The organism is Halapricum salinum (genome assembly GCF_004799665.1).
Classification (GTDB): domain Archaea; phylum Halobacteriota; class Halobacteria; order Halobacteriales; family Haloarculaceae; genus Halapricum; species Halapricum salinum.
This window is the reverse complement of the sequence record NZ_CP031310.1, coordinates 1,942,085-1,954,397: the sequence shown is the minus strand read 5'-3', so window position 1 is coordinate 1,954,397 and position 12,313 is coordinate 1,942,085. Positions and strand designations below refer to the sequence as shown.

The following is a 12,313-nucleotide window of genomic DNA, read 5'->3' as shown; positions in this document are numbered from 1 at the left end:
TGCAATAGGATTAGACCAACTGGGCCAGGGAGACGAAACCGGAACACCGACTGATCGGCGTCGAGTTCGAGCAGTCCTCCGTCTTCGAAAAAGACGAAAGCAGCGCGCTATGCGTCGAGTTCGACGAGTTCGCTGTCCTCGTCGCGGTAGTGTTCCTCGATAAGCTCCTCGTCGACGCGGTTGAGTTCCTCTTTGGGGAGCGTACTCAGCAGATCCCAGCCGATCTCGATCGTCTCGTCGATCGAGCGATTGGTCTCGTAACCCTGCTGGACGAACTCCTCTTCGAAGCGATCCGCCAGATCGAGATACTTGTTGTCACGTTCCGAGAGAGCCTCGCGACCGACGATGTTCACGAGGTCGCGCAGGTCTTCACCCTCCGCGTAGGCGGCGTACAGCTGGTCGGAGACATCGGCGTGGTCCGCGCGGGTCAGTCCCTCGCCGATCCCGTCGTCCATCAGCCGCGAGAGCGAAGGCAGCACGTCGATCGGCGGCTTGACGCCCTGGCTGTTGAGGTCGCGGTCGACGTAGATCTGCCCCTCGGTGATGTATCCCGTCAGGTCCGGGATCGGGTGGGTGTCGTCGTCACCAGGCATCGTGAGGATCGGAATCTGCGTGACAGAGCCCTCACGGCCCTTGATCCGGCCGGCGCGCTCGTACAGCGTCGCCAGGTCGGTGTACATGTACCCGGGGTAGCCACGGCGGCCCGGGACCTCCTCGCGGGCGGCCCCGATCTCGCGCAGCGCCTCACAGTAGTTGGTCATGTCCGTGAGGATCGTCAGGACGTGATACCCCTTGTCGAACGCCAGGTATTCGGCGGTCGTCAGCGCGAGTCGCGGCGTGATCGTCCGCTCGACGGCGGGGTCGTCCGCGAGGTTCATGAAGACAACGCTGCGTTCGAGTGCGCCCGTGCGCTCGAAGTCGTCCATGAACTCGTTTGCCTCTTCGGCGGTGATCCCCATCGCGCCGAAGATTACTGCGAACTCCGACCCGTCTTCCCCTTCCTCTTCCTCTTCCGGCACGCTCGCCTGACGTGCGATCTGCAGCGCCAGGTCGTTGTGCGGCAGGCCCGACCCGGAGAAGATCGGCAGCTTCTGGCCACGAACGAGGGTGTTCATGCCGTCGATAGCCGACACACCCGTCTGGATGAACTCCTCGGGGTACTCCCGGGAGTAGGGGTTGATCGCCTCGCCGACGATGTCTCGGCGCTCGTCGGGTTCGATCTCGGGACCGCCGTCGATCGGCTGGCCCGACCCGTCGAGCACGCGCCCGAGCAGGTCCTCGGTAAGTTTCATCTTCAGCGTCTCGCCCAGGAACCGGACGGACGAGTTGCGGTCGATTCCACCTGTTCCCTCGAAGACCTGAATGGCGACGTGGTCGCTCGTGGTCTCGAGGACCTGCCCGCGACGGACACTACCGTCGGGCGTCTCGATCTCGACGATCTCGTCGTAGCCGACCGGCTCGTCCACCTCGGCGAACACCAGCGGGCCACTGATCTCGGTGATCGTCTTGTATTCTTTCTGCATGGTCAGTATTTCTCCCGGAGTTCGCTCGCGATGTCGTCTTCGAGTTCCGCGACGTACTCCTCGTAGTCTTCCTGGACGCCGATACGATTCAGTCGCGGTGCGGCGTCGATGTCGGTGATCTCCTCGACCGGAACGCCCGCATCGAGGGCGTCGAAGGCCTCGTCGTTGAACACTTTGATCGCCTCGAGCATGAGGTAGGTCTTCTCGGGCGAACAGTAGGTGTCGACGTCGTGGAAGGCGTTCTGCTGGAGCCAGGCCTCACGGAGATAGCGGGCGACCTCCAGAGTGAGCTGCTGGTCGTCCGGCAGGGCGTCCTTCCCGACGAGCTGGACGATCTCCTGTAGTTCGGCCTCTTCGTCGAGCGTGTCGATCGCCCACTGGCGCTGTTCGGGCCAGTCGTCCTCGACGTTCTCGACGAACCACGGGTCGAGCTGGTCGCGATACAGCGAGTAGCTCTCGTTCCAGTTGATCGAGGGAAAGTGTCGACGCTCGGCGAGGTCGGCGTCCAGCGCCCAGAAGGTCTTGACGATCCGCAGGGTGTTCTGGGTCACCGGCTCCGAGAAGTCCCCGCCCGGCGGCGAGACGGCCCCGATGACCGACACGGAGCCCTCCGTCCCGTTGACGTTCTGGAAGTAGCCGGCGCGCTCGTAGAACTCGCTGAGACGCGCGGCGAGGTAGGCGGGGTACCCCTCCTCGCCGGGCATCTCCTCGAGCCGCGAGGAGATCTCGCGCATGGCCTCGGCCCACCGCGAAGTGGAGTCGGCCATCAGCGCGACGTCGTAGCCCATGTCGCGGAAGTACTCCGCGATAGTGATCCCAGTGTACACACAGGACTCACGGGCCGCGACGGGCATGTTCGAGGTGTTGGCGATGAGGCAGGTACGGCTCATCAGCGGCTTCCCGGTCTTGGGGTCTTCCAGTTCCGGGAAGTCCTCGATCACTTCGGTCATCTCGTTGCCGCGCTCGCCACAGCCGACGTAGACGACGATGTCCGCGTCGGCCCACTTGGCGAGCTGGTGCTGGGTGACGGTCTTCCCGGAGCCGAAGGGTCCGGGGATGGCGGCCGTCCCACCTTTCGCGATGGGGAACAGGCCGTCGAGGATGCGCTGGCCCGACACGAGCGGTTCGGTCGGGGTCTCCTTCTCGGCGGCCGGTCGCGCTTCACGGACCGGCCACTCCTGGTGCATCGTGATCTCGCTGCCGTCGTCGAGTTCGGCGACCGCCTCCTCGACGGTGAACTCGCCCGACTCGATCGCGCTGATCTCGGCGGTCTCGCCCTCTTCGAGGACGTCCGGCGGGACCATCACCTTGTGATCGATGCTCTCGGTTTCGGGGACGGTCCCGATGATGTCCCCACGGGTGACCGTGTCGCCGTCCTCGACCTCGGGAGTGAACTCCCAGGTCTTCTCCAGGTCGATCCCCGGTGCGTCGACACCGCGGTCGAGGAAGGCGCTGTTCATCTTCGATTCCAGGACGTCGAGCGGGCGCTGGACACCATCGTAGATGGAGTCCAGCATACCCGGCCCGAGGTCGACCGTCAGCGGCTGCCCGGTGCTCTCGACGGGCTCGCCCGGGGAGACCCCGGAGGTCTCTTCGTAGACCTGGATCGTCGTGATGTTGCCCTCGATTTCGATGACTTCGCCCATCAACCCTTCCGAACCGACGTAGACCACGTCGTTCATCCGGGCGTCGAGGTCGACCGCCTGTACGACGGGACCCGATACGCTCTCGATGACGCCGTCTTCACGGACGTCGGATGTGTCTGCTTGACTCATGGTTGCTGTTCGTCTTCTTCCATTAGGTCGATACCGATCGCTCGTTTGATCTGTTCGCGCAGGCCGCTACTGCCGGCACCGCCGCCCAGTGCGACGAGCACCGGGTCGACGCTCTGCTGGACTGCCTGTCGAGTATTCCGTGACAGATAGTCCAGATCGTCGTCGTGCATGACCAGGATCCCGATCTCCTCGTCGGCCAGCAGCTCTCCGATCGTCTCGTCGAGTTCCGCTTCCATCTCCTCGTCAGTGAGACTGACCGCACGGCGGACGCCAGCTAGCCGGAACCCGGTCGTAAAGTCGGGTGTGCCGACGACGGCGATCTCCTTGCTCATAGCATCACCAGCTCCGTCTCGATCTCCTCGGGCGACAGCTCGGCCTCACGGCCGCGAGCGATCGCCCGAATGTTGTCTACCTCACGTTCCTTGGCGAGGATATACGACAGGACCGAACAGATCGACGTGGGATAGCGATTTGCCAGCGTGTCGGCGAACTCCAGCAGTGCGGCGTCGAGCGCGTGACCGAACTGGATCAGATCGTCGGCCTCCTCGAGCGCCGTCAGCGCCGCCGACAGCTCCCCGCCGTAACTGCTCTGGCGGATGTGCTCGACGAGCTGTTCCTGGTTGGCGACGAGCTGGCGAAGCTCCTCTGCGTCGAACAGCTCGCCGCCGTCGATGTAGTAGGCCGCCGGATCCATGTCGGCGCCACTGCGGGCGATCCGCAGGGCGTTCCGTGCGTTCCGGAAGTCGATCTCGGCGGTGATGTAATCGATGTACAGCTCTGTCGCCCGACTGGCACGCTCTCGTGACGGGAGCCCTTCGTCGATGTCCTCGAAAAACACCCGATCGACGGCGTTTTCGAGCGGCACGAGCAGATCGGTCTGCTCGTAGTCCTCGTAGGCCGCCTCCAGGGCGTCGCCGAACAGCGTCGAATCGAGCAAGTCGATAGCTGCCTCGATCGAGTCGGCAGCCGCCAGCCGGTCCAGCAGTTCGTCGTCGAACTCACCGGCCCGGATGTAATCGGACTTGATCGCGTCTGCACCGGCCTCCGAGTAAATGCCACGGAGCGCCGTCTTGACGTTCCAGGCGTCGAACTTTCGGAGATAGCGGGCGATGTAGTCGTACAGCCGACCGTCGGCCCACCGCAAGAGATCGTTGAAGTGCTTGGCGAGGTTGCGATTCAGCGCGTATTCGATGAGGTCGACCCCGTCGTAGCGCGAGCCGAGTTCGTTCATCTCACGCTTGTACTCGGTCTCTTCCATGAACCGCGCGATCTCGCTGGTTCCCATACGGACGAGTTTCCGGTAGTCGTCCTCGTCGAACAGCGCCGCTCGCCGAGCACTGACCCGAGCGGTCACGTACTCGTAGTTGCTCGCTTCGCCGGTGCGGTCGCCGTACCGTGCGCTCATTGCTCCTCGTCGAACAGGTCGGCACTGATTTCGCGGAGCGATTCCTGCCAGACATCTTCGAGCACGGAGTCGAACGTGTTGTCGACTCTGACGCGCGAGGCGTCACTCTCGACGACGACACCGCCGAGACAGTCAGTCTCGCCGCCGTACTCGAAGTTCTCGTACTCGGAGAGAATCGATTCGATGAGGTCCTGGTCGTCGGCTCGGCCGTACACCTCGACGGTATCTGCGTCCTCGAACTCGGTGGCAGCCGCCGCCAGCAGTTCGCGTGTCAGTTCCTCTCGAGTGTCCCCATCGAGGTCGACCAGCGCGGCTTCGACGTCGTCGCGGACCTGCTGGAGCAGTTCCCGGCGAGTCGCCAGCCGTTTCTGTTTGGCTTCGAGATTCGCACTGGAGAGTCGCTGGTCGCGCTCCTGCTCGATCTGGCGTTCGACCTCGCGTTCGCGCTGCTCGTGGATCTCTTCGGCCTCGGCCTCGGCCTCTGAGATGATCTCTTCGGCCTCGGCTTCGCCCTCGGATCTAATTTCCTCCGCACGTGCGCGGGCTTGTTCTCTGATGTCCTCTGTTACGCTGTCTAGACTCATGAATGTGTGACGAGAGGGAGGGGCGATTATGTGATGAACACGACGACGAGCGCGAGAATGACGAGTGTCTCCGGCAGGACCGTCAGAATCAGGCCCCGGCCGAACATGTCGTCGTCCTCGGCGATCGCCCCGACAGCGGCGGCACCGATGCCACGCTCGGCGTAGCCGGCGCCCAGTGCCGCGAGTCCGACGGCCAGCGCCGCGGCAGCGGCACCGGGGATCGCTGGCTCAGGGTTTCCTTGGAGCTGCAGTGCAACGCTCAGTATCTGGGTAGGTTCAATCATGGTTGGATTCGTGCCTCCGACCGCTGTTCGCGTATCCGAACGGTTGCTACTCACCACAGAGTCCCCATAAAGCTTCCCAAAACAGTTCGTCAGCACGCTGTCCGGCCGTTTTACGGCGTCTCGACTCCCCGGATGTGACCAGTTATCACGACCTCGTGCGAAGAGATATCACACCAATTGGTGCAACAATTTCCGGTGGTGACGGATTACTCCTCGGCCGTGTAGGTTCGCTCGTAGCCGAAGGGGTTGTAGACTGTGCCGCCACCCTCGTAGAACTTCCCGAAGAACTCGACGTACTCCAGGCGGACCGCCTGCAGGCCGGCGCTGGTGATCCCCAGCACGAGCACGAGCAGGTGGCCCAACAGGAGCACGACGACTCCGAAGAGCACACCGAAGACCAGCCCGACTGGGCCGTCGAGGTTCAGCAGGCCCTGGAAGAGCACGTCGCCGTGGACGCCGTCGCTGAAGAAGATGAGGTGGAACTCACCGCCTTCTCGATAGGCTCCGAACACCAGCAGATTCACCGCCAGCGCCATCCCGGCTTTCGCCAGCAGAACGGCCGCGATCCGGGTGTAAGAGACGACGTGGCCGAACGCCTGGGTGACGCTCTCGATCAGCGCGATGCCGCCCTCGGCGTAGATGGCCAGCGCGAGCCCGACGAAGAACGCCGCCAGCCCGACGAACCCGACAGTCTCGGGGAAACCGGTGAATCCGAGCGGAAGCGCCACCATGTCCTTGGTGGTCACCAGCGTTTCGCCCGTCGCCGGATCGGTGAGGAACGGAATCGTCGTCTCCTTCGCGGAGAACACGTAGAACATGAAGTCGGGCTTGGGACCCGTGAGATGGGTGCTGAAGATCCAGACCCACAGCCCAGCGGTCATCATGATCCACGAACCGCTCTCGACGAACGCCTCGACGACGCCGTGATGGAGTTTGTTGAAGAAGTCGAAGACCCGACCCACGACGAGGTGGAGGACGCCGGCGATGACGCTCACCAGCAGCCACGCCTGGGCGTAGGCGATGTAGTGGGGCTGCAAGCCCTTGTGGATCGGTGCGCCGCCGATGTCGATGATACCGGTCGCGCTGTCGGTTCCCCAGAGGATGTAGCCGAACTGGTGTAACCCGAAGAACTCCCCGTAGAGGACGCCGAAGATGGCCGTGAACGCCCCTGCCCACATCGCGATGCCGCCGAGGCTCTTGACCACGTCGCTCTCGGAGTTCGAGACGATCCAGTAGCCCATCCCGAGGTACAGGATTCCGTAGCCGACGTCGCCGATCATGAACCCGAAGAAGGCCGGGAACGTCAGGAACAGGACCACGGTGGGGTCGAGTTCCGTGTACTTCGGGCGGTTGATCACGTCGACCAGCGCCTGGAACGGCTTGACGCCACGCGGATTGTCCTGAACGACCGGCGGACTGTCGTCGGCCAGCGGGACGTACCCGCCGTCGGCCGCCGCTTCGGGCTGCTCTTCTTCGTCGGCCATCTCCCGGGCGATCGGCCCGTCGGTCCGGTCGACGTCACCGCCGCCTGGCGGCCCACCGGACGACCCCGAGTCGCCTTCGACCTCCTCGGTGTGTTCGACGTGGCCGTCCTCGTCGTACTCGGCTCGCTCGAGTTCCTCGACCTCGACGCTGCCACCGGCAGCCTCTTCGAGGGTGGTCCGAAGCGTCTCGACGTCCTCGGTCGGCAGCCACCCCTCGGCGACGAAGGCGTTCTTCGTCGTCGCAAAGGACAGCGGCGCTTCGCGCTTTTCGACGTCGATCGTGAGTTGTTCCTCGGCTGCCAGGAGGAACCCGCCGACCTCCTCTTCGAGGTCTTCGAGTTCGTCCTCGACGTCTTCGAATTCGTCTTCGAGCTCGTCTTTGCGCTGTCGGCGCTGGGAAATGTACGCCGCGGGATCACCCGACGCCTCAGGGATCTCGACGGCAGCGAACGTCGCACCCACGAGCGCTTCTTCGAGGGGGTCGCGATCGTCGGTGCGGGCGAAGACAGCGACCGCGTCCTCGCCGCTCTCGACGGCGTACTGCTCGATCTCGCTGTCTGCGAGTGCGGCGTCGACCTCGGTAGCGTCGCCCTCACCGACGGCGACTTCCAGCGAGTCGTAGCCGGCGAGCAGGTCGAGATCGATTCCCAGGTCGACGAACACTTCCAGCTGTTCGATATCCTCTTCGATCTCGCGGATCTCGGCGTCGATCTCGTCGCGGCGGTCGTCGAGTTCGTTGACCTCCTGGCGGACGTCTTCGAGTTCCGTTTCGAGTTCGTCGTCCTCGACGACGTGTGTCGGCCCCTCGTAGTCCTCCTCGACTCCGAGGATACTCTTGAGCGAGCGGACCGTCACGAGTTTCTTCGAAGCCGAGTCGGCACCCTCGATCGGGCTGCCGGGATCGAAGCCGTCGATCTCGTTGGTGTATTCACTGATGTGGAGCAGGTCGAGGCTGTGGGCGGCCTCGATCACGTCGTCCATGACGCGTTGTGAGCCGGTGATCGACACCCGGCTCATCCGCTCAGGTCTGAGCATGCACCTCCTCCTCGAAGCGTGTCACCACGTTCTCGACGACCTCGTCGACGCGCGCTTCGGCACGCGACTCGAGGCGCTCACACTCCTGCTCACCCTCTTCGATGATGCGGTCGCGCTCGTCTTCGATCTCCTCGCGCGCCTCGGCGAGCCGCTGTTCGGCCATCTCCTCGGCCTCCTCGCGGGCCTCCGCACGGATCTCTTCGGCCCGCTCGCGAGCCTCTTCGATGCGTTGCTCGCGGTCGGCCTCGGCGTTGGCGACGATCTTCTCGGCCTCGTCTTCGGCCGACTTGATGTCCCTCAGAACCTGTTCCCGTGGCATTGTCTAGTCGTCTGCTCGTAACGCCAGGGCCTATATGGTAGTTGCGAAGTCCCCTCGCTCAAATCCGGGGGATTATGCCACCCAAGCACCAAGTCGTGCCCGATGGGCATCCTCGAACACAAGGGTCGGGCACGGATCTTCTACAAGTACCTCTCGCAGGTGTACGACCGGATCAACCCCTTCATCTGGAACGAAGCGATGCGCGACGAAGCCATCGGCTGGCTCGAACTCGACGGCGACGAGAAGATTCTCGACGTCGGCTGTGGCACCGGCTTCGCCACCGAGGGACTGCTCGCACAGGTCGACACCGTCTACGGGCTCGACCAGAGCGCTCACCAGCTCGAAAAGGCCTACGCGAAGTTCGGGAGAGGCGGTCCCGTGAAGTTCCATCGCGGGGACGCAGAACGACTCCCGTTCAGAGACGACAGCTTCGACGTGGTCTGGTCCTCTGGATCGATCGAGTACTGGCCCAACCCCGTCGACGCCCTCGAAGAGATCCGTCGCATCACGAAACCCGGTGGGAGAGTCCTGATCGTCGGCCCCGACTACCCCAACAACACCCTCTTCCAGAAGATGGCCGACGCCATCATGCTGTTCTACGACGAGGCGGAAGCCGACCGGATGTTCCGCGAGGCCGGTTTCACCGAGTTCGAGCACCACATCCAGCAGGCGCGGCCAGGCAGTCCGCGGGCGATCACGACGGTGGCGACGATCCCGGAATAGTGAGCATACGACGAGCAGGGCGAATCGTTTCACGTTGCAGTCGTCTCGAGACGGGCGATCACACTCCCTTCGCTCGATATCGTCACTTCGACCGCGTCCCCCGGATCGAGCAACGGCGCGTTCGTGCTCGCGAGTTCGAATCCGGCGTCCTCACCGGCTGACCACTCGGGATCGGTGGCGGGATTGAACGGCCCGATCGGCCCGCCGTGGAATCCACTGGCGGCGAAGAAGGGAACCGGGGGCTGATGGTGGATGGGGTCGCCGTCGACTGCTACCCGAATCGTGAGATCGGTCGTCGAGAGCGTGTCGCCGCCCTCGTGTGTGAGGACGATCCGATCGGCCGCGGCGTCGGCACTGAGCGAGAAGGTCGTTCGTGGACTCGGTTCGGCGGCGGCGTCCTCGAAGACGACGAGACCAACCGTTCCAGCGAGGGCGACGGTGATCGCGAGCAACAGGACGGTGCCGAGGACGGGCGAGAGTGCGCGGGTCACGCCCCCGGGTGGGGCGGGATCGTATTTGAATCTCAGCCCGCGGTCGCGTTGACGGGGATCCGTGCCGAGAGGACGCCGTCGTCGGTCTCGACGCGGACGGTCGTCTCGCCCCGGGTGTCGATGGTCCAGAGCGTCCCGTCGGACCCGGTCGTCCCGACGAAGGTTCCGTCGACGTAGACCTCACCGTCGACGGGGCTGGTCGTGCCTGGCCGGGTGAGATCGACCCGTAGTGGTCCCGTCTCGTGGGTCGTGTTGACCGAGAGTTCGACGATGACGGACGTATTCGTCGCGACGGTTTCGGAGGGGATGGCGTCGAGGTCGCGCGTCTGGTCCTCGCGGAAGACGTTGGTCGTCGAGGCGTCGAGGAAGACGTTCAGCGAACCGTGGCGGTGCTGGGTCGTGACGCTGAACACCGACGTGTTCCAGAGCGTGTCGACTCGGGGCGCGCCGTTGCGGTTGGCGGGATCCATGGTCCACGGATACAGGACGTCCATCCGGTCGAGCGCGTCGCGATAGATCGTCAGGTTCGACTGCCCGCCGGGGTTGAACGCGGTGCTGTTGAACGCCTCGCGGGCGTAGTTGTTGTTGACGATCGTCGCCAATACGACCCCGCGATCACCAGTTTCGACGTACAACGGTGGCGACTGCGTGGACCCCTGAACGGCCGACTGGAGTTCGACGTTTCTGATCTTTCCTTCGACCGGCAACAGGCGAGCGTCGAAACTCCGGAGCCGATTGCCGAGCGCTGGCGGCGTCGTGTAGTCGAGCGTGTTCTCCTCTTCGGCCTCGACCGCGTCGGCGGCAGCGCGGATCTCCTCGGCGGTCGCGTCGAGTCGAGCCAGCGTGCTCAGAAATTGCTTGCTGGAGATCTCGCCGTCGTTGTAGCGTTCGAGCTCCGTGGCTTGCGTGCGCTGGAGCTGTTCGGTCTGTCGATCGAGCGACTGGACGAGGTCGCGGACGGCCGCGGTCCGGTTGGCCTCGGTTTCGGCGCTATCGAATCGCTCCCGGAACGTCTCGACGGCCAGTTGAACTTCCAGTTCGTCGGCTCCGATCCGCGTCGCTGCAGTGACGTCGACCGACGCACGCTCGATGGAACTCGTCCGGACATCGCCATCGGGAACCTGGAGGTAGTTGGTCGTCTCGTTGGACTGGGCGATCGACGGCGGAACCGCACTCGCAGCAGGGTCGGCTGTCACGTCCGAGGGCTGCGGCGAGAGCGCACCACTGCTCAGCACAGGCACGGCGCCGACGACGAGGACGATCCCGACGAGGAGGGCGAGCGGGCGGCGCGCGGAGTGGGGGGACATCCTAGTGTGGCTCGCTACTGTCCGAGAGGGGAAAAATCCACCTACCTTCACCCACCCAGCCTGACCCGGTAAGAAAGGGATATATACTTGTTTTACCGCCGCTATCGCCCGTTTTACTTATAGAAAGGGTTTTCCGCCAGGGGTGTCGATTTCAGCGTAGATCATGCCCGCGTGGTCCCGCGCTTCCCTCGCCGTCGCGCTGGTGGCGTTCCTCCTCACGGTCGGGCCAGCGATGGCCACGACGGTCGCCCCGCCGCCAGCCACCGCCGCCGACGGCAGCACGTCGACGGTCGAGACGGCTGTCGGGTTCGAGTCGAACACGACCTATCAGATCGACATGCGGGCCAACGGAAACGCCGACTGGGGCATCGCCGTCTCGTTTCCGCTGGCGAACGACTCCCAGCGCGAGGGCTTCGACGTCGTCGCCGACAGATTCGAGCAGGGCGAGTTCCTGTCGGTGACGGCGTTCGAGGAGGTCAGCAGTCGCATCAGCGACACGACGGGACGACCGATGCGGATCACGGACGTGACCCGCAGCGTCAACACCACCGCCGATCGCGGCCGGCTCGTCCTCTCGTTCACGTGGACGAACTTCGGCTATCGACAGGGCGACCAGCTATTTGTCGACGACGTCTTCCGGACGGACGACCGGCTGCTGTCCGGGCTCGCAACGGACGAGACACTGATCCTCACGCGACCGGACGGCTATCAGTTCAACAGCGCGAGTACCAACATCCAGGACGGTGTGCTCAGGTGGGACGGACCGTACACGTTCGGCGCGAACGAACCGTACGTGAGTTTCACGCCGATCCCGCCGCCCGACACGCCCAGTAACGGCGACGTCGAGGGAACGGGGACGATGTTGTACGCGGTCGGTGGCATCGTCCTCGTCGGGGCGCTCGCCGCGGTGGCCTACGTCGTTCGCCGACAGGACGGTCCGCTACTTCCCGCAGACGAATCCACAGAAGACGAGACCCCCACCGCCCCCGAACAGCCCGATCACGAACCAGCGACCGAGACGGACATCGAGGAGACGACAGCGGAAGAGACAGCGACGGGTGCGGACGAAGCGGCCGAACGGGACGCAAGTGCGGACGATCAGTCCGAAGACGCCGCGGACGAGGAGCCGGTCGACGTCGAACTCCTGAGCGACGAGGAGCGCGTCGAGCGCCTGCTCGAAGCCAACGGCGGTCGGATGAAACAGGCGAACATCGTCACCGAAACGGGGTGGTCCAACGCCAAAGTCTCGCAGTTGCTGTCGGCGATGGACGAGGACGGCCGCATCGAGAAACTCAGAATCGGCCGCGAGAACCTCATCTCGTTCCCCGACGAGGAATCCGACGACGCCGACGTCTAAACGCCGACCCACGGACTCGAAGTTCG

At 64.2% G+C, this 12,313-nt stretch carries 12 protein-coding genes; 2 read left to right on the top strand and 10 right to left on the bottom strand.

Features of this window, described 5'->3' with window-relative positions:
* Nucleotides 1-107: 107 nt before the first annotated feature.
* The 8 genes from DV733_RS09790 to ahaH form a co-directional block, all read right to left on the bottom strand.
* The gene (locus DV733_RS09790) at nucleotides 108-1,523 is read right to left on the bottom strand and encodes an ATP synthase subunit B (RefSeq protein ID WP_049994867.1); all 1,416 of its coding nucleotides are present in this window, start codon (nucleotides 1,521-1,523) and stop codon (nucleotides 108-110) included.
* Between the two features lie 2 nt (nucleotides 1,524-1,525).
* Nucleotides 1,526-3,298, bottom strand: a complete 1,773-nt coding sequence (locus tag DV733_RS09785) for an ATP synthase subunit A (protein WP_049994868.1) — start codon at nucleotides 3,296-3,298, stop codon at nucleotides 1,526-1,528.
* Nucleotides 3,295-3,630, bottom strand: coding sequence for a V-type ATP synthase subunit F (locus tag DV733_RS09780; RefSeq protein ID WP_049994869.1), 336 nt, complete (start codon nucleotides 3,628-3,630; stop codon nucleotides 3,295-3,297). Before DV733_RS09780 ends, DV733_RS09785 begins: the two co-directional genes overlap by 4 nt.
* Complete coding sequence (locus DV733_RS09775) at nucleotides 3,627-4,703, bottom strand: V-type ATP synthase subunit C (protein ID WP_049994870.1); 1,077 nt, start codon at nucleotides 4,701-4,703, stop codon at nucleotides 3,627-3,629. The genes DV733_RS09780 and DV733_RS09775 overlap by 4 nt, the downstream gene beginning before the upstream one ends.
* Nucleotides 4,700-5,287 carry a V-type ATP synthase subunit E gene (locus DV733_RS09770; RefSeq protein ID WP_049994871.1) on the bottom strand — a complete coding sequence of 196 codons (588 nt, stop codon included), beginning with the start codon at nucleotides 5,285-5,287 and terminating at the stop codon, nucleotides 4,700-4,702. The genes DV733_RS09775 and DV733_RS09770 overlap by 4 nt, the downstream gene beginning before the upstream one ends.
* A 26-nt stretch (nucleotides 5,288-5,313) precedes the next feature.
* On the bottom strand, nucleotides 5,314-5,571 hold the full coding sequence (locus tag DV733_RS09765) for an ATP synthase subunit K (protein WP_049994872.1): 258 nt from the start codon (nucleotides 5,569-5,571) through the stop codon (nucleotides 5,314-5,316).
* 206 nt (nucleotides 5,572-5,777) lie between these two features.
* Entirely contained in the window at nucleotides 5,778-8,090 is a 2,313-nt protein-coding gene (locus tag DV733_RS09760) for a V-type ATP synthase subunit I (RefSeq protein WP_049994873.1), read from the bottom strand.
* The gene (gene ahaH, locus DV733_RS09755; protein ID WP_049994874.1) at nucleotides 8,077-8,409 is read right to left on the bottom strand and encodes an ATP synthase archaeal subunit H; all 333 of its coding nucleotides are present in this window, start codon (nucleotides 8,407-8,409) and stop codon (nucleotides 8,077-8,079) included. Before ahaH ends, DV733_RS09760 begins: the two co-directional genes overlap by 14 nt.
* A 102-nt stretch (nucleotides 8,410-8,511) precedes the next feature.
* Between ahaH and DV733_RS09750 the strand changes: the two genes are divergently transcribed.
* Complete coding sequence (locus DV733_RS09750) at nucleotides 8,512-9,132, top strand: methyltransferase domain-containing protein (RefSeq protein WP_049994875.1); 621 nt, start codon at nucleotides 8,512-8,514, stop codon at nucleotides 9,130-9,132.
* 29 nt (nucleotides 9,133-9,161) lie between these two features.
* Here the strand turns inward: DV733_RS09750 and DV733_RS09745 are convergent, their stop codons facing one another.
* On the bottom strand, nucleotides 9,162-9,623 hold the full coding sequence (locus DV733_RS09745) for a type IV pilin (protein ID WP_049994876.1): 462 nt from the start codon (nucleotides 9,621-9,623) through the stop codon (nucleotides 9,162-9,164).
* Nucleotides 9,624-9,655: 32 nt separating this feature from the next.
* Nucleotides 9,656-10,930 (bottom strand): DUF7094 domain-containing protein, encoded by a 1,275-nt coding sequence (locus DV733_RS09740; RefSeq protein WP_049994877.1) that lies wholly within the window; start codon nucleotides 10,928-10,930, stop codon nucleotides 9,656-9,658.
* 163 nt (nucleotides 10,931-11,093) lie between these two features.
* Here DV733_RS09740 and DV733_RS09735 point away from each other — a divergent pair, with 163 nt between their 5' ends.
* Nucleotides 11,094-12,287, top strand: a complete 1,194-nt coding sequence (locus DV733_RS09735) for a helix-turn-helix transcriptional regulator (protein ID WP_049994878.1) — start codon at nucleotides 11,094-11,096, stop codon at nucleotides 12,285-12,287.
* Nucleotides 12,288-12,313: the final 26 nt, after the last annotated feature.

Coding starts and splice junctions, on each gene's coding strand:
- DV733_RS09780 (WP_049994869.1), bottom strand. CDS start 3,630: ATGAGCAAGGAGATCGCCGTCGTCGGCACACCCGACTTTACGACCGGG.
- DV733_RS09750 (WP_049994875.1), top strand. CDS start 8,512: ATGGGCATCCTCGAACACAAGGGTCGGGCACGGATCTTCTACAAGTAC.
- DV733_RS09765 (WP_049994872.1), bottom strand. CDS start 5,571: ATGATTGAACCTACCCAGATACTGAGCGTTGCACTGCAGCTCCAAGGA.
- DV733_RS09740 (WP_049994877.1), bottom strand. CDS start 10,930: ATGTCCCCCCACTCCGCGCGCCGCCCGCTCGCCCTCCTCGTCGGGATC.
- DV733_RS09775 (WP_049994870.1), bottom strand. CDS start 4,703: ATGAGCGCACGGTACGGCGACCGCACCGGCGAAGCGAGCAACTACGAG.
- ahaH (WP_049994874.1), bottom strand. CDS start 8,409: ATGCCACGGGAACAGGTTCTGAGGGACATCAAGTCGGCCGAAGACGAG.
- DV733_RS09785 (WP_049994868.1), bottom strand. CDS start 3,298: ATGAGTCAAGCAGACACATCCGACGTCCGTGAAGACGGCGTCATCGAG.
- DV733_RS09735 (WP_049994878.1), top strand. CDS start 11,094: ATGCCCGCGTGGTCCCGCGCTTCCCTCGCCGTCGCGCTGGTGGCGTTC.
- DV733_RS09790 (WP_049994867.1), bottom strand. CDS start 1,523: ATGCAGAAAGAATACAAGACGATCACCGAGATCAGTGGCCCGCTGGTG.
- DV733_RS09760 (WP_049994873.1), bottom strand. CDS start 8,090: ATGCTCAGACCTGAGCGGATGAGCCGGGTGTCGATCACCGGCTCACAA.
- DV733_RS09770 (WP_049994871.1), bottom strand. CDS start 5,287: ATGAGTCTAGACAGCGTAACAGAGGACATCAGAGAACAAGCCCGCGCA.